This window comes from Sporosarcina sp. QA0331 (genome assembly GCF_055808055.1).
This window is the reverse complement of record NZ_CM147850.1, coordinates 649,338-666,170: the sequence shown is the minus strand read 5'-3', so window position 1 is coordinate 666,170 and position 16,833 is coordinate 649,338. Positions and strand designations below refer to the sequence as shown.

The window sequence follows — 16,833 nt, the reverse complement described above, 5'->3', positions numbered from 1 at the left end:
GAGATGATTACCTTTGATTACATCTTATCTTTTTGTTCCAGGCAATCGTCCAGACCGTATAGAAAAGGCAATTCTTGCCGGAAAAGCAAATGCTATCATCATTGATTTGGAAGATGCCATCGCTTTCAACGAGAAGAAGAAAGTACGGGAACTGGTAAATGAATTCTTAGCAGAAGCCGTACTCCCCTCTCAGCCGAAACTATATGTCCGTGTCAATGATTCCTCTACTTCCTTTTATTACGAAGATGTAGATATGGTTTCAAAATTCCCTGGCGTTGGCATTATGTTGCCTAAAACCGAATCGCCTGTTGATATCCATCAATTAGTGGATAGGATTGAATCAAATCAATCCATCATTCCATTAATTGAAACAGCTAAAGGCGTTTTAAACGCATATGATATCGCTTCCTACAGCAATCAAATCTCGAGATTAGCATTTGGCGCCGTGGATTATTGTTTGGATTTAAACACCTCGATCTCTGCCCATGGCCATGAGCTCATTTATCCGAGATCAGCTCTCGTACTTGCTTCACGGGCTGCCGGCTTGTCACCGCCAATTGACACAGTTTTTATTGATCTATCTGATGAAGAAGGTCTAATTGCAGAAATCCACCGTGCAAAAAACCTTGGCATGTTTGCGAAATTATGCATCCATCCAAAACAACTCGATCCCGTCAACCAATTATTCGCACCTTCCGATTCAGACATTGCCTGGGCGAATAAAGTTGTAGAGTCATTTGAAGAAGCATTGTCTAACGGCCTCTCAGCGATTCAACTAGACAACAAAATGATTGACCTGCCAGTTTATAAACAAGCACTATCGACTTTAAGTAGCAGTAAATGAGGTGCCTGTGCAGGGCACATTTATGACAATTTAACTTTAAGCATGAAAATGCAATAAGAAATCAACCGTTCCTCGTAACGGCTAATTTTTGTTTCTGTAATATGCAATTGTAGTGCATAAACTGATTTGTTCCGGTGCCTGTGTAACAAACATTTATGACAATTTATTGGAATGTATAAAAACCCAAAGAAAAGTCATTCATACGACAATATGAATGACTTTCTATTTCCACAATATACAATTGTAGTACATGAACTCAATTGATTGCTGCACAGGCACCGAAGTAATTAGTCCCCAAACTCTTACCAATTTCGCGGTTTTAATTCCGGACCAAGAATATGCGAAACATCCTCTCCACTTGTTTCATCATGGAGGAAATGTGCCGCGTACCAAACAACTAAGTCCTGTCCATTAATATTTTCTCTTGTAGTGAGGAATTTGTCTAAATTCGCCCTTGCTTTATTTACGTCTGTCGTGAAACCCTGTCCGTCATCCAACTCATTACTATGGTAACGAAGAAGCCATACATCCCCCACTCCAAAACTATCTGCTTTACCATCGTTCTCTCCAGGGAGCAACGCATATCCTTCACCCGTTGATTTGTTGGAAATGAGCCAATGTCGATTATGAAAAGTGTCTCGTGGCCTTCTAATTTCATAATTGATTGTTCTCGGAATCAAAGTTCCGGTACTGATCTGCTCATTAATCTCTTGTACAACGTTGTTGCCACTAGTGCGTATATCAAAATCAAATCTCCAATATACGTGATGCGTATGAGGATTGCATGTACACGAGTTAGCGATTGCGCTAAATCCAAAGCGAGGTCGAATCGTTCCATCGTTATGAAAACGCCATTCACTTATATAGCGATACCACCCTGCTTCCACTTCGCTAACTAATACAATTTCTTCCCCATCCTCATAAATGGCTACTCCGTGGAAGTTACCAGTATCTGAGTCAGTATCAAGGATTGTTCGCGCAGGGGTGGAACACATTCGGATTCCAGGTGCAACATCTGTTCCAATCGCTTCAAACATCCCTTCCTGCCACTGCCAATCACGGTAGGGACCACAAACATCATTTGCGTAACGGACATTCAGGATTGGTACATGAGCACGGGATAATACTTTCTTTCCACGATACAGCACATCTCGAAGTTCGATGCCCGAACCAACTCTACCTGTAGAGGCAGTTGGCCTCACTGCAAGGAAACTCCATATTTCCTGATTGTCTTCCGTGATTCTTACTTGGTATTGACCCAACGTACCTTTTCTCGCCGTAGCTTGATTGGCATCTGGCGGCGGCATACAGATTTGATCAAGCGCTATGGAAGATGGCGGTGCACCAGCTTCATAGAAGATTACTTCACGTTTAATCATATTAACTCCAACAATCTGATGTAAGGTCTCTCTAGCCTCTGACTTCCCTTCAATAGGGAGAAGTCCTACCGCAAGGATCCTATCCATACAGCCATCTAAAAGTTCTGTTTCGATAAGTGCCGGCATTGCTCTGTAAGGACTCACAAGATTTTCTCGAAGTAAGCAACCGAGCTCAGGATGATCCCGAACAATAGATACCGCTACCTCAAACTCCTCCGCACTAGGCAATGGCTGTGTATCTAAGTAGGAGACCCTGATACATTCAGGATCATGAATAGGTCCAGTTGCCATAACTGTACGATTATTGGAGTAGTCATAGTAGGTTGCCAGAAAATCACTCGGTACTGTAGATTGATCACTTTTTGGGAGGCTAACGGATTTATTTCCCGAATTATCTTCAACATCAAGCAACTCCAGCGATAACAACAAATGCCTTGTTCCCTGTAAATAAGATTGGATAGAAGGATGATTATCACAAATACCTTGCAATCGATTCATCGTTTCATGCCCCGGTCCAACTGGAACTACCTCCACACTACGTTTTGAGCTTAAGCCCATTCCATCAGTCTCCTCATTTATTCATTACTAACAGGTTATGTTAATGAAAATTCAACTGAAACGGAGGTTTACCTACCCTTTTGCAGTATTTGGTTTATTGCTCGTGAAATTAAGATGGGAAGCTGATCAATAGATTAATTGATCAGCTTCCCGCTTGAGGTATTTTCCCCCTGCCTTCATAAATAAGTAAAGACGGATGATAGATAAATCCTCCCTATAATTCTGAGGATCCATATTTCTTCCTAGAAGTATAAGAGCAATTTTATCGTAGTCCCGGTTAATGGTTTCCGATAGCAATCTCCTGCTGGATAGCAACTCTTCTGGTACATTAACAATGTACTTCATCTTCCCCAACCCCTTCTAAAAACCTATTCGACAACAGGTTAAAAAGTCCTTTCATAAATTCTCTTTTTTTAGATGCCCCCAATATCCTTGTCTGTCGTAATGTAATTGCACAATATAGCACAGTCAAAAAGTCCCTTTTCGGAGATAACTTCTCCTATTCAATAGATAATTTTCTGGATTCAATAGATAACTCTTTACATTCAATAGAGAACTTCAAGGATTCAATAGATAAATCCCCATATTCAATAGATAACCCCAAACCAACAAAAAAACAGCAAGCCGACCAGTCCTTCAACTGATCGACTCACTGCTCCACTTATACAGCTCAATTACTCGCGTTTCATTTACTCTCCACAGCATCCCAAATTCTAGCTTCCAACTCGCCCCAGTGCATTTCCTTTTCTTCATCCTTCCAGCCCATCATGATCGCCATGTATTCTACGACTTCGTGTTTCCATTTATTTACCCAGTCGATGGCGAACAATACACCGCCTGTTCGTCTGATGAAATAGTCGGTAGGAGTGATTGCCATTTCTTCTTCAATTGCGTAGTGCAGGGTCAGTTTGATGGATAGCGGCAAGTTAGTTTCTTGCAGTAATTTGTTTGCGTACCGCATTACGCGTTCTGTATTGGTGCCGTATGTCGAGAGGATGCTCATGGCGTCAATCGAAGAAATTCCTATTTTCGCTACTTCATCGGCCTTCTCGTGAATGAAACGCTTATAGTCTTCTGGCTGCCCAAAATTCCCTCCAGATAATTTTAAATGCTTGGTCGTTGATTTTGTGCTTTGCTCGCGATCTGGCTGAAGTTGCTGGCAGACCATGTTTGTGACGGACTCGGCCATTTTCCGGTAGCCGGTCAGTTTACCTCCTGCGATTGTGATAAGTCCTGTGTCGGATGTCCACACTTCATCTTTTCTTGAGATTTCGGAAGGACCTTTTCCTTCCTGCCGGATGAGCGGACGAATTCCTGCCCAGGAGGATTCGATGTCTTGCAAGCTGAGCTGCACGTCCGGGAACATGAAGGCAATGCTCGCTACTAAGTATCGTTTGTCCTCTTCGGTTATTTCAGGGTGAATCAAGTCGCTATGATACTCGGTGTCTGTTGTCCCGACATATGTTTTGCCGTTCCGCGGGATTGCAAATACCATCCTGCCATCTGGTGTGTCGAAGTAGACGGCTTGTTTCAATGGGAACTTAGAGCTGTCAATGACGATATGAACGCCTTTTGAATGGAATAAACTTTTTCCTTCTATATTTTTGTCCTTCGCAATGACATTTTCAACCCACGGACCTGTTGCGTTTATGATCTTTTTGCCAGAAACGAAGTAACGTTGACCACTGAACATATCTTTACAATACAAACCCGATACTTTGCCATTCGTATCATACGTGAACGTTTCGGCTTTTACATAATTCAGCATGTCGACTCCGTTCATAAAGGCAGTTTTCGCCACTTCGATTGTCAATCTTGCATCGTCCGTCCGATATTCCACATAATAACCTGCACCTAACAAACCCTTTTTGTTCAATAAAGGTTCCTTTTGCAATGCTTCTTTGTTCGTCAACATTTTACGGCGCTCTATTTTCTTCACACCTGCTAGAAAATCATACACTTTCAATCCTAACGATGTAGAATACTTACCAAATGTACCTTTCCGGTAAATCGGCAAAAGCATCCATTCCGGGTGGGTAACATGAGGGGCATTTCGATAGACGATCTCCCTCTCCTTCCCGACTTCTGCAACCATGCCGACTTCAAACTGCTTCAAATAGCGCAATCCTCCGTGGACAAGTTTTGTGGAACGGCTTGACGTACCGGCTGCAAAATCCTGCATTTCGATTAAAAGAGTTTTCAATCCTCTCGTACTGCAGTCAAGGGCGATTCCCGTTCCGGTAATTCCGCCACCAATAATGATGACATCATATTGCTCGTCTTCAATCCTGCCTAACAGTTCCTGTCTGCCGTTAAATGAGAACGACTTCATCATTAACACGCTCCTATAAAGTAAAAAGACCATTACAATAGCCCTGCTAAATGCAGGGATTGTAATGGCCTTCTCTCATCATCTCTGACCGTATAAAATTTTCCTTTATCTACTTTCCTGCTATGGTATTATAATAGTGTACTATTTCATATTTTTCGAAAGGATGAATAAACTTGAATCTAGTTGACATGGTGGAATCCCAAATGATTGCCTCCGTTAAGAATGAGGAGGATTTACAACACGCTCTGACATCCAATTCCAACATCGTCTTTCTCTTAACCGGAAATCTAATGACCATCGCGGACTATATACAAAAGCTTCGTGCTGCGAATAAGCATGTATTTCTCCACCTCGACTTTATTGACGGACTTTCCAATTCCAAAAATGCGCTCAACTACGTAGCTGAATACTGGAATCCGACAGGAATCATCACAACGAAAAGCCATATTGTGAAAATGGCCCATGAAGTTGGTTTACAAACGATTCAGCGGATTTTTCTGCTGGATTGGGGTGCGATTAATAAAGGGATTGAAATGGTGAAATCGTGCAAGCCGGATGCAGTGGAAATTCTCCCTGGCATTATGCCTAAAATTATCGACCAGCTATCACGGGAGCTTGACTTCCCGATCATTGCCGGAGGGCTTATCACCGATATTTCAGAAGTCCATGCTGCACTTGAAGCGGGCGCACTTGCAGTCTCTTCAGGCAATCCGGCCATGTGGAATTTTGATTTATAAAGAAGCGATATCTTTTACACTATCCAAAACAAACGCAGGACGATCCGTTGCTATTTCCAGCATGGCTGATGTCGTAATGCCAGTCATTACTAAAACAGAATGGATGCCTGCTTCATTCGCCATCCGGATATCTGTTTCCAACCTGTCACCGACCATATAACATTGGTCGGCTTTCAATTTCAACACATTTTTCAATACATATTCCGACATCAAGGAGGAAGGTTTGCCCGTAATCTGTTTCACGGGCTGACCTGTTGCACCCTCCAAAGCTCCAATCATCGCACCACAGTCCGGAATTTCCCCGCCTTGCACTGGACAAGTACGGTCTGGATTGGTCGCAATGATTTCCGCCCCGTTCCGCCACGCTTGAAAAGCATCGTTCAACTTTTCATAATTGAATTGGCGATCCCATCCTAAGACGACATGCGTTGCACCCGCCGCTTTTGACGCCAACTCGATGCCAGCCTCAAGCAGCTCATCAAATAACGGCTGTTCTCCGATGACATATGCCGTATCTCCGGGAGCCATCTCATATTTTAAATAATGAGCCGTAATATAATTGGAATTAATGACTTCATCCAATTCCACTTCAATTCCCATGCCATTTAGTTTCGTAACATAATCCGTTCGACGGGCAATTGATTTATTCGTCAAGAAGACCACTTTGTCTCCCCGATTTTTCAACTCCTGAATTGCTTCCGGAACACCTGGGATAATATCATCATCCAAGTAAATGGTTCCGTCCAAGTCAAAAATATAGCCTTTTGCCAACCTGCTCCCCTCACTGTCAACTGATGATTTCAACGTTTTGCACATGGTCAATCTCTTTAATCATGAAGTAAATTTGTGGCAATGCATGTTTCACATTCACCCTAGTCTTGATTTCCAAAAGATGCTGCTCTTCATCCTGTAAATCTTTAATTCTCGACTGTGAAATGGAGAACCGCTGTTTAGTAAGCTCATCCATCACCGTCTTGATGCCTTCGGACTGATTCACTGTAATCCGGAGAGTCAGATCTCTTCTTTTCAAACGCTTCGGACCGAAGCGACTTACAAAAAGCGGAATCAGTTCAACACTTATGAGAAGAAGAAGAACACCGAAAACCGCTTCCACATAAAAGCCTGCTCCGACCGCAATGCCAATTCCTGCTGCTCCCCAGATCATCGCGGCCGTCGTCAGGCCGGATATCCGTTCATTTCCCCGACGCAGGATGACGCCTGCTCCAAGAAACCCGATGCCAGAAACAATTTGTGCCGCGAGCCTAAGCGGATCCATCTGAATCCGGACATCATCGCTGCCCGGGAAAGAATAGGCGGATTCCACAGAAACGATTGTCAGCAAACAGCTGATGATTGAGATGACGAGACTCGTTTTCAGCCCTAGAGGCTTGCGCTTCAACTCTCTCTCCAATCCGATGACGAGACCGAGAACCGCCGAAATACTCAGCTTTGTAATCATTTCAATATCTGCCCATTCCAACCATTCCAACCATTCCATCTGCTCACCCCCAGATCCGCTAAGTACGGCTTATTGTCAATTTAAAATTGTGCTGACGGATGTCGGATAATATCTTCCAAACTATACGTATATGGATTGATCTCAAACACAATCGGTCCGTCAAATTGTTGCTCCTGTAATACGTTCATAAGTGCATCTGTACTGATTCCTGTTTCTCCATCCCCAGGCAATTGATGCAGATCTCCTTTTGCATCATTATCAGAGTAGTGGACAGAAACAAGACGCTCGCCCAATCGAGAAACCGTTTCCTCAAGAGGCGCACCGAGAACTGCCAAATGTCCTGTATCTAAACAAGCTGCCGTGCCGGTCTTCTCCAAGATTTCCAACCATTCGTCAACCGTGGAAGGGAAAATATGCGTATAGTTCAACCTGTCCGGAATTTGATTTTCAAATAAAAGCGTGCTGCCGAGCTCTTCAGCCATTTTCCGTGTACGAGTGAGCCGATCAATGACAAGCTTCTTCGCCTCTGCATGTCCTTCAGAAGCCCAAGCCATACCGCCGTGAATGACGGCATGTCCTCCGCCATAAGTCTTAAGCTTTTCAAGCCATTGCTCATTGATTTTGAAGACCAAGTCCTCAACTTCCTGAAATGGGGAAGCTAGATTCAAATCATGGAAAGGTAGGTGCAAACCGATTTTCAGTCCTGCTTCCTTCGCGAGTTCCATATCTTTTTCGGCAGTCAAATGCTCCGCCCATATTTCAACTCCGTCAAAGCCGGCATTTCGTATTGCCGCCATATCTTCAGCTGTCTTCTCTTGGCCTGCTGACCAAAGACTTAACCACTTTTCCATCTAGAACTCCTCCTCGTATTACTGATTTTTAACCGTTTCAAACTCAGCATTAATTTCTTCCAACTTGATGCCTTTTGTTTCTGGTGCAAGCGTGTAAGTGATCAATAGTCCAACTAGTGCGACACCGGCAAATACACCTAGCGCAGCCGAATTGCCCCATACCGCTACGACGTTCGGGAATACTAATACACCTAAGATGGAACCGATCCGGCTAACAGAAGTCGCAAATCCGGATGCCCCTGCCCGAAGGCTTGTCGGGAACAATTCTGTCGGATAAACAAAATTCAATATTCCTCCACCCATATTCGCAAAAAGGACCGCAATACTGAATAGAACGACCAAGAACACGAGTGTTGGATGCGGATTAAATGTTAGAACTGCAAGACCTGCAGTCAATCCAGCGAAGGACGTGATGAGCAATGGACGACGTCCCCAACGCTCAACGAGGTTCATTCCAATGATAGCTCCGAAGAGACCTAAAATACTTACAATCGATGAAGCGACATACGTCTTATGAAGATCCCCTTGTGTAAACGCCGAAAGAATCGTCGGTGTATACATCGAAATGCCATAGTAAGAAGTCGAGTAACAGAACCAGAATCCTGAAACAAAAATGGTCCGTTTAATCAGCTTCTTAGAGAACAACATGCTTAGCGGAACTTTTTTCGTTTTCGGTTCCGGCAATACTTCAACTTTACTTCCTGTAATATTGAAAATGACTTCTTGCGCTTCTTTTTCCCGACCTTTCGAAACAAGCCAACGAGGCGATTCTGGTAAGCCGATCCGGAAGATGAAGATAATAAGAGCAAGAACAGCCCCCAAGAAGAACATATACCGCCATGCATGATCACCTAACGGAGCAAAGACGATTCCACTCATATAAGCGACAACCGCGCCGACAAACCACATAGCTGCGAGGAAAGTTCCCTGCTTCCCCCTATTTTTCGTTGAACTGAATTCAGAAACCAATGTGGCTGAAATCGGATAATCGGCCCCAATTCCAATACCGAGTAAAAACCGGAAGACAATAAGCCAGAGAACATTCGGTGCAACCGCTGTCAAAACTGCAAATAAAACAAATGCAATTAAATCAATCGTAATCATCGCTTTTCGTCCAAAGTTATCAGTCAACCTTCCAAGCCATGCCGCACCAATAAAAGAACCGATAATGGCGGATGCTGTAAGAAGACTTTGTTCCCAAGGCATGATGCTCCATTGTTTTAAAATGAGCGGCATCGCAACAGCGATAATCGTCAAGTCAAATCCGTCTAGAAATGTTCCACCTGCTGAAACAATCTTCACTTTCCGTTGAAATTTATCAAGTTTCTGCGGATCTGCTGGCGAGTCTAAATAATCGAAAGCCATACATATTCCCCTTTTCATTTAAAGATTTTGCTATGCCATTCTTCGCGTTACCCCTTCTAATCGGCTATCGTTTCTAGGTCCCCCCTTTATCAACACAAAAAAACCGGCAAAGCCTAATAAATGCAGTTACCTTCAACAGGCCGCATGAATGGCTTCGCCGGGTTCTCATCGTCTCTACCCGGTAATTTACTATTCAATTCCCTCTAGTAACGGGATTGACATAAGCATAACAATTTCGACATTTATCGTCAATAGTTTTATTGTTTTCAGATAAAGATAGATATGGAGTTATAAAGTCCCCTTTTTGGTGATAAATTCTTATATTCATAGATAACTTTGTGTATTCGATAGATAACTTTGTGCATTCAATAGATAAGTTCCTGGTATTTACTAATTTGCAGGTCTATATTTATTACTCCCTGGAAGTTTCTTAATTTCATTCCAAGCTTTAATCGCTTCTTCACGACTTTTCCCTTGATTTTTCGGATCGGCATAAAAGTCACGTATAAATTGATTGTATTCAAATTGAGGCGCGATTTTTTTCTTGTATGAAGGGTCCTTTGTCCGTTCTTCTTCCTCATACCAAGCGTCTACAACATCGCGATATGTTTTTCCGACATTGTTTTTAAAATAGTTTTGGATATGAGTGGAAAAATGAAATGTAGGGATAACCGTCTTAAAAAAAGCTCTTACATTTTGGCTACAACGATGGCTTTCCGTAATGACTGTTTCAAGACTTAAATCTACTTGAAGCTCCAACTTCGTATTCACTTTTGCCTTTCTTAAAGGGCTTTTTATCTCCCCTGTTAGAAGAAATGTTTCAATCCTATCGGTAATCTCTATTTTAGATCCAGAAGCACTTATTCCATTTTCTCTACAAAAAGATTGTAATTCTTCTTTTAGCCAATAGAAATCTTTAAAGCTTTCTACACTTATATCTTTCGTTAATTCAGGTCTCATAATCTACACCTTCCAAATTTACTACTATCGGTATTATAGAACAAAAGTTCTCGTCCGGTAAACCCTTAGTAGTATGCCAGTAGGTCATAGACCTAGACTTTCAAGTTGAAATCCTTTCAATTAAAATAGCTCTACATTTTAATTAATACATTGAAAAAAGGATGCTACTTCAAAGCTAGCATCCCTTCTTTATCAGTTACCCTTATTCTACATCAGGCATTCCAGTTGCTTTATTAACTACTTTAGAATGTACTATAAACTTTAATTTTCAGGCCCAACAACATCCATCGTTTCCTACACAAGAACCTATTTCTTAGATAGATCTTTATAATACCGAACCTCAAACATCGTACATCCATGTATGGATTTCCAAGGGCCATGCTTCATTCCGGGCGGCCTTGATGCTACCATTCCTTTTGTGAACTCCTTATTTAACGTTAAATCGATTATTGAACCGTCAATGATATATATTTCTTCCCAATAGTCATGAACCTGGACACCATTTGGAGAAGTATCCGTTCCTGGAGCAAATTCTAGAATACGGACTAAGTCCCCCGCTTCGGAGACCTGTGAAATAACTCTTTCTGATAAGCCTTTTACGCATCCTTCGATTGTTTCTGGACTGATACTTTCGTAATCCGTAAATTCTATTTGCGGTCTTGACACAACGTATACCCCCTTTTGCAAATACTTTATACGCCAATCTCGCCTTTCCAAAAGACGACTTCTATAGGTTACGACTCTCATGAGTAACCATATAGAAGTCGGCACTGGTCGAACAACTATTACTGATTAATTATCCGCCACTTAACAAATTAACCGGGAACAGCGATAATCAATGCGTACAACACCGCAATAACTCCAGATTCTGTAGCGGTAAAGATACCCGAGATGATTCCACCAATAATGATCAACGGCATAATCAACAATGTATCCAAATTTTTCACAGCATTCCCGAATAACACATGTAATATATCGCAGTAAAAAGTCCTATCCCACTTGGCTACCCTTATTTTTAGTGTTACTATAGATAGGTTAGAGTTCAAAGTATAAAAGTCCCAAAAACATAAAAATAATCAGATAGGAAAACGAGCTACTTTCCCCTTCTGATTTATTTTGCTGTCTGCATATCGCCTTAGATTCTACTTCAAATGTGTTTGTGAGAATTAAAACTAATGAGGTGTAGGGAATTGGAAGAAATATTTGTAGGAAGACAACCCATTTTAGATGCTAAGGGGAATTTGTTTGCGTACGAGTTACTGTATCGAAATAGCAATAAAAACTTTTTTCCGGATATCGATCCGGAAATCGCCACAATCGGGGTAATTGTGAACACATATTTGTCACCGGGGTTTGAGCATATTGCAGCAAAGAAAACATTCATCAACTTTTCGTCTTCTCTTCTCACGTCTGATATTTTTGACACGTTAGACCCTAATCGAATTGTCATCGAGATCTTGGAAGATGTGGAGATAACACCAATCCTCCTTTCAAAACTGCAAAAATTAAAAGGCGCTGGATTCAAACTCGCTTTAGATGACTTTATTCTTCAAAAGAAGTTCAATATTTACCCAGCCTTATTTCAACTAATTGATTACATAAAAGTTGACTTTATGTCTACTTCAGAACCTCAGCGGGTTGCTATCGAATCCTTAAAAACGTTGTATCCGCACATTATCCTGCTCGCTGAAAAAGTGGAGACGGAGGAAGAGTTCAATGAGGCGAGGATTAGTGGATATGAACTTTTCCAAGGTTATTTTTTTGCGAAACCTGATATCGTGAAAAACACTAAATTGCCTGCTAAAACTTTGCTCTATTTCGAAGTTCTAAAATTACTGAATGAAGACACACCAAACATTGAGGAAATTGCATTATTGATCATGCAGGACGTCTCATTGTCATATAGGCTACTGAAACATTTGAACACATACGCTTTTAGATCTTCAAAGAAAGTCATCTCCATCCATCAAGCGATTGTCATTATGGGATTAAAGGATTTTAAAAAGTGGATTCAATTACTGGCCCTTTATCAAAAATGTGCCAAAGAACCAGGTGGGCGTCAAAAGGTGCTAATTAACTACTCTTTAATGAGAGCGAATTTATGCGAACTGCTTGCTGCGGAAAGTGGAAAGCAGAATGTAGATGAATACTACATGCTAGGAATGTTTTCACTGATTGACGTAATCCTGAAACAAGAACCAACCTATATATTCCCGTTGCTGCCTGTCACGAAGGAGATCATTGATACATTATGTGGGCAAAAGACGGAAATGACTCCATATCTTCACCTCGTCCAGGCTCTTGAACACTTGGATTATACGAGTGCGATAGGATTAGCGGAAACACTCGGGATCAGTGAAAAAAATCTTAGTCAAATCGCTTTAAAAGCGGCGCAGGTAGGTAAAGAAATGACAAAAGTAAATTGAAGGAGATATTAATGTGGTACTAGCTGAAGAAATAAATACAAACATAAAAGACAACATTCAATTCTTATCGAATGGCATTTACACGTCCTTAAAAAATATTGTCCCGATGGAAATAGCTTTTGAAAAACCAGAACTACAGCAATTGCTCAACATCGAACATGGCATTATAATCGAAACCGTCGGAGACTTGAAAGGGCATTTGGCCATCTTCGGTGATCAAGAAGCCTTTAACTCAATTGCACAAAGAATGTATGGCATGTCGCTGGACGGTGACATGCTCAACTCTTTTAGTTGCGAATTAACGAATATGGTTGGCGGTGCATTTGCGACAATTATGGACTTAAGCAACATCCGCATGGACATTTCAGCTCCCATGGTAATCAGCGGAGAATATATATCTGCTGATGTGGATTCTGCAATTCAGTTGCGTTGTTTCCTGGAAAACGGATATCCGTTGAATATTTGTTTTTCATTAAATAAATAATGAAAGTCAACCAGCCATCATCGTGGCCACTGAAAAACTTACGCTTTTAATCTGCAAGGTACTCCAAAATCAAAAAAGACACCATTTCGTTCTTTTTCGAACGAAATGGTGTCTTTTTCTTTGCTATTTCTTACTCTGCTTCTCGCATTAAGGTTATTATTCGTTTGAGATTAACTGCGAATATGGTCAAGGCTCCCTGCATTTGCATGCCAAATAGACCCGCAGATGTGGCTACATTATACCCGTGTCTATGTTTCAACTCACTATTCTTCGCCTCAATCTTATAGCGGGACTTTGCCTTCTCTTTAAATTCCACGCTATTTTGAAACGCTTCTTGATCTTTATGTTCCGTCGACTTAATCGTTACGGAATAGGTTCTACTTTTCGCACCTTCCCTATAACAACCTTCACGAAGCGGACAAATTTTGCATTTATTAATGTCAAAATAATAGGTTTGACTTTGATTATCCCCTATATTTTTCTTTCCTGTACGCGCTTTTCGAACCGCCATATGACCAGCCTTGCACACATACATACCTGCATCCTTATTAAATTCAAATTCATCCTCTTTTGCGCTTTGGGACGACGATATCGTAAATTGCCATATATGAACTGAGGTTTAAAGTTTCTTGATTAGAAATCATCGGGAACACCACCAGGATTTAATATGTTAATTATACAATAAAAACAGCGATCCATTCCCTGATGATAGGAAATGGATCGCTTGTTTTTACGCTTTTATTTTATTTGAGTTTCGTTGATTGGAGTGCAGAGCGGCGACTCCTGTGGGATGAGCGGGACAGGTAAGACCCCGCAGTGGAGCAAAGCGACCGAGGAGGCTTACCGCCCGCCCCACGGAAAGCGTCCGCTCGGAACGGAAATCAACAGTTTTAAAGGTAATCCTATTTTGAAGGACTTTTTCAGTGGCCTCCCATCATCCTGGTTGACTTTCTCTTTTTCTATTCAAGCATCTCACTTATCAAACTTAATATTTAACAGAGTTTTTCTTTGTTTGCCTTGTCAAAAGTTGAATTATGGATTAATTTGTAGACACCTTCGTTATTCTGAAGCTCCAAACTTAAAACCCCCTCTCAACTGATGTAGTTGAGAGGGGGTTCGCTAATATCACATCGCAACAGCAGACATGCCGCCATCCACAACAATTTGCGTACCAGTCATATACTTAGAAGCGTCTGAAGCAAGGAAGACACAAGCGCCGACAAGATCGCTCGGATCGCCTAGACGGTTGAGTGGAGTATTAGCGAATACCTTTTTCAAACGCTCTATCCTAGCAGCAGATGGCTCTAACAAACCTGTATCGATGAAGCCTGGGCAAATTGCGTTGATGTTAAGGTTATATTGGCTTAGGTCTGCAGCCATCGTTTTCGTCAACTGCAATACGCCGCCTTTACTTGCATTGTACGGGGCAGTTTCGCTCAACGCCATAAATCCACCAACGGATGCCATGTTAATGATCTTTCCATATTTGCGCTTTACCATTTCTTTTGCAACTGCACTGGACATTAAGAACTGGCTATTGAGGTTCACACCTACAATCTTTTTCCAATCCTCTTCTGTCACTTCAAGGAATGGCTTTGGTGCATTAATACCTGCATTATTGACAAGGATATCAATTTTTCCAAACTCCGCGATCAATTCGCTTACCATTGCACCAATTTTACTGCTATCGGTAACGTCTATGCCGTACATTTTTGAATCACGGCCTGTTTCCTTTTTAATTATTGCAGCTGTATCTTTAAGGTTATCTTCTAAAATGTCAACAAGAACGAGGGTAGCGCCTGCCTTCGCAAGTCCAACTGCATAAGCTTGTCCAATTCCTCTTGCGCTTCCTGTAACAATCGCTACTTTGTCCTCCAATGAAAAAATGTCCAACATGCTAATCATTCCTTTCTTATAATAATCCGATGAGGTACCAATACGGAATGGCAATCAATGCAATGAAAATCACATTCAATACCATTTGAATAGAGAAGAACTTAAGAAACTGTTTGTACGTCATTGCCATATAGCTGAATAATAGTAATGGCAATGTGGATTCGTACGGCAATAATAATTGGTACAAACCATGTACAAAAGAATACGCCAACGGTAATGGACTAATCCCTAAATTATTTGCAAGCTCCGCAAGCGGAATTGCCATAGTTGCTGATGCCGCAAATGGCGTCAGGACGAAGTTAATGCCTACTGACAGCACCCATGTAGCAACAACGGTGTAGACTGTGCCGCCGAGAGACATGAGCGGGAATAGGGAATCCGCAATAAATGCCCCCGCTCCAACTACAGCTGAAACTTGCCCGATTGCCATTGTTGCAGTAATAAAGAAAATCATACCGAAATTCGTTTTCGCCATCGTTGCATTATCCGCAAGTGAAATGCCCGGCAAGAAACAGATGAAGGTGATTCCTATAAAAATCCACCCTAAGGCGATTCCGTGGATAGAGCTCGTCGCTAAAAGAGCGATTAATATCAATAAAATAAAGGTCACTTTTTTCTCTTTCAATGAAAATTTACCTAGTGCTTTATATTGTTCTTTAAAGTACTCTTTACCTTCAATTTCTTCTTCAACCTTAAACATTTTCGTTATGGCAAAAGCCATTACATACGTCCAAATAATTGTAATGGGAACATTGTGCACGACGTATTGTAACCACGATGCCCCGCCCATACCGATACTCTCCAATTGACTATTAAACACAAGCATCGGCTCAATTCCTGTTAAACTGACAAAAGATGCCGTAACCGCTGCATTATAAGCCCCGAACAGAAGTCCTACAGATCCTTTAGAGAATTTCTTCAATCCCAATGCATTAATGATCCCAAATGCCATACCGGCGTAAAGCGCAATACGTGCAAGTAAACCCGGGACAAGAAATGCGATGATAAACCCGGAAGTGGATAGCGCATAAATAATGCCTTTATACGTTCCCCCACCTCGCAAAATGAACCAGTAGGCAAGCCTCTTCAAAAGTCCCGATTCATCAAAAACTGCAGAGAGAATTAATGCACCTAAAACGAGATACGGCAAATCCTGACTCCAAGGCGCATAGACATCTGCCGGAGTCGCAACCCCACTTAGAATGAATGAAACAGGAAGAACGAGCGCAACGATAATAAGATTGATTAGTTCAAGCGCCCATAGTAAAATTGCTATGACTGTAATGACAAAGAATATTTTCATTTCATGCGTAAATGCATCCGTCGTCGGTAATAAATAAATTATCAATGGCGGAATGAAAACAATTAAATATTTCAATAAAATATTTTTGTTCGCCTTAGGCACAGTTTGAACTTCACCCATACGATCCCCTCCTAATTTATAAAACTATAAAGAAACCATATTTCTTTATAGTAAAAGTTTCTTATCGCCACAGACAATTATGTCACAAAAAGAACTTAAAAAATAATACTAATTCCCCT

16 protein-coding genes and 1 pseudogene are annotated in these 16,833 nt (G+C 41.5%); 4 read left to right on the top strand and 13 right to left on the bottom strand.

What is annotated here, in order from left to right; translation table 11 throughout:
- Positions 1-13: 13 nt before the first annotated feature.
- The gene (locus AC0L13_RS03305; RefSeq protein WP_473643931.1) at positions 14-844 is read left to right on the top strand and encodes an HpcH/HpaI aldolase/citrate lyase family protein; all 831 of its coding nucleotides are present in this window, start codon (positions 14-16) and stop codon (positions 842-844) included.
- A gap of 302 nt (positions 845-1,146) precedes the next feature.
- Here the strand turns inward: AC0L13_RS03305 and AC0L13_RS03300 are convergent, their stop codons facing one another.
- The 3 genes from AC0L13_RS03300 to AC0L13_RS03290 form a co-directional block, all read right to left on the bottom strand.
- Positions 1,147-2,781, bottom strand: coding sequence for a copper amine oxidase (locus AC0L13_RS03300; RefSeq protein WP_473643929.1), 1,635 nt, complete (start codon positions 2,779-2,781; stop codon positions 1,147-1,149).
- 126 nt (positions 2,782-2,907) lie between these two features.
- Complete coding sequence (locus tag AC0L13_RS03295; RefSeq protein ID WP_473643927.1) at positions 2,908-3,126, bottom strand: hypothetical protein; 219 nt, start codon at positions 3,124-3,126, stop codon at positions 2,908-2,910.
- 340 nt (positions 3,127-3,466) lie between these two features.
- Positions 3,467-5,116, bottom strand: a complete 1,650-nt coding sequence (locus AC0L13_RS03290; RefSeq protein ID WP_473643925.1) for a glycerol-3-phosphate dehydrogenase/oxidase — start codon at positions 5,114-5,116, stop codon at positions 3,467-3,469.
- A 170-nt stretch (positions 5,117-5,286) separates the two neighbouring features.
- Here AC0L13_RS03290 and AC0L13_RS03285 point away from each other — a divergent pair, with 170 nt between their 5' ends.
- On the top strand, positions 5,287-5,850 hold the full coding sequence (locus AC0L13_RS03285) for a glycerol-3-phosphate responsive antiterminator (RefSeq protein WP_473643921.1): 564 nt from the start codon (positions 5,287-5,289) through the stop codon (positions 5,848-5,850).
- Here AC0L13_RS03285 and AC0L13_RS03280 read toward each other — a convergent pair.
- The 7 genes from AC0L13_RS03280 to AC0L13_RS03250 all read right to left on the bottom strand — a co-directional run bounded on the left by AC0L13_RS03280 (position 5,845) and on the right by AC0L13_RS03250 (position 11,432).
- Positions 5,845-6,621, bottom strand: coding sequence for an HAD-IIA family hydrolase (locus AC0L13_RS03280; protein WP_473643919.1), 777 nt, complete (start codon positions 6,619-6,621; stop codon positions 5,845-5,847). The genes AC0L13_RS03285 and AC0L13_RS03280 overlap by 6 nt on opposite strands.
- Positions 6,622-6,637: 16 nt before the next feature.
- Positions 6,638-7,348, bottom strand: coding sequence for an MgtC/SapB family protein (locus AC0L13_RS03275; RefSeq protein WP_473643917.1), 711 nt, complete (start codon positions 7,346-7,348; stop codon positions 6,638-6,640).
- A 41-nt stretch (positions 7,349-7,389) separates the two neighbouring features.
- Positions 7,390-8,160, bottom strand: a complete 771-nt coding sequence (locus tag AC0L13_RS03270) for a sugar phosphate isomerase/epimerase family protein (RefSeq protein WP_473643915.1) — start codon at positions 8,158-8,160, stop codon at positions 7,390-7,392.
- Between the two features lie 18 nt (positions 8,161-8,178).
- Positions 8,179-9,525, bottom strand: coding sequence for an MFS transporter (locus tag AC0L13_RS03265; protein ID WP_473643913.1), 1,347 nt, complete (start codon positions 9,523-9,525; stop codon positions 8,179-8,181).
- Between the two features lie 390 nt (positions 9,526-9,915).
- The gene (locus tag AC0L13_RS03260; protein ID WP_473643911.1) at positions 9,916-10,485 is read right to left on the bottom strand and encodes a DUF6434 domain-containing protein; all 570 of its coding nucleotides are present in this window, start codon (positions 10,483-10,485) and stop codon (positions 9,916-9,918) included.
- Between the two features lie 306 nt (positions 10,486-10,791).
- Positions 10,792-11,151 carry a cupin domain-containing protein gene (locus tag AC0L13_RS03255; protein ID WP_473643909.1) on the bottom strand — a complete coding sequence of 120 codons (360 nt, stop codon included), beginning with the start codon at positions 11,149-11,151 and terminating at the stop codon, positions 10,792-10,794.
- 149 nt (positions 11,152-11,300) lie between these two features.
- On the bottom strand, positions 11,301-11,432 hold the full coding sequence (locus AC0L13_RS03250; RefSeq protein ID WP_473643907.1) for a TRAP transporter large permease subunit: 132 nt from the start codon (positions 11,430-11,432) through the stop codon (positions 11,301-11,303).
- Positions 11,433-11,675: 243 nt separating this feature from the next.
- Here AC0L13_RS03250 and AC0L13_RS03245 point away from each other — a divergent pair, with 243 nt between their 5' ends.
- Both AC0L13_RS03245 and AC0L13_RS03240 read left to right on the top strand, forming a co-directional pair.
- Entirely contained in the window at positions 11,676-12,911 is a 1,236-nt protein-coding gene (locus AC0L13_RS03245) for an EAL and HDOD domain-containing protein (protein WP_473643905.1), read from the top strand.
- A gap of 13 nt (positions 12,912-12,924) precedes the next feature.
- Complete coding sequence (locus AC0L13_RS03240; protein WP_473643903.1) at positions 12,925-13,395, top strand: chemotaxis protein CheX; 471 nt, start codon at positions 12,925-12,927, stop codon at positions 13,393-13,395.
- A gap of 130 nt (positions 13,396-13,525) precedes the next feature.
- Here the strand turns inward: AC0L13_RS03240 and AC0L13_RS03235 are convergent.
- The 3 genes and pseudogenes from AC0L13_RS03235 to AC0L13_RS03225 form a co-directional block, all read right to left on the bottom strand.
- Positions 13,526-13,969: pseudogene (locus tag AC0L13_RS03235) on the bottom strand (transposase); the annotation flags it as partial.
- A gap of 551 nt (positions 13,970-14,520) precedes the next feature.
- Positions 14,521-15,291, bottom strand: a complete 771-nt coding sequence (locus AC0L13_RS03230; protein WP_473643901.1) for an SDR family NAD(P)-dependent oxidoreductase — start codon at positions 15,289-15,291, stop codon at positions 14,521-14,523.
- Between the two features lie 16 nt (positions 15,292-15,307).
- Complete coding sequence (locus tag AC0L13_RS03225) at positions 15,308-16,714, bottom strand: SLC13 family permease (protein WP_473643899.1); 1,407 nt, start codon at positions 16,712-16,714, stop codon at positions 15,308-15,310.
- Between the last annotated feature and the right edge of the window lie 119 nt (positions 16,715-16,833).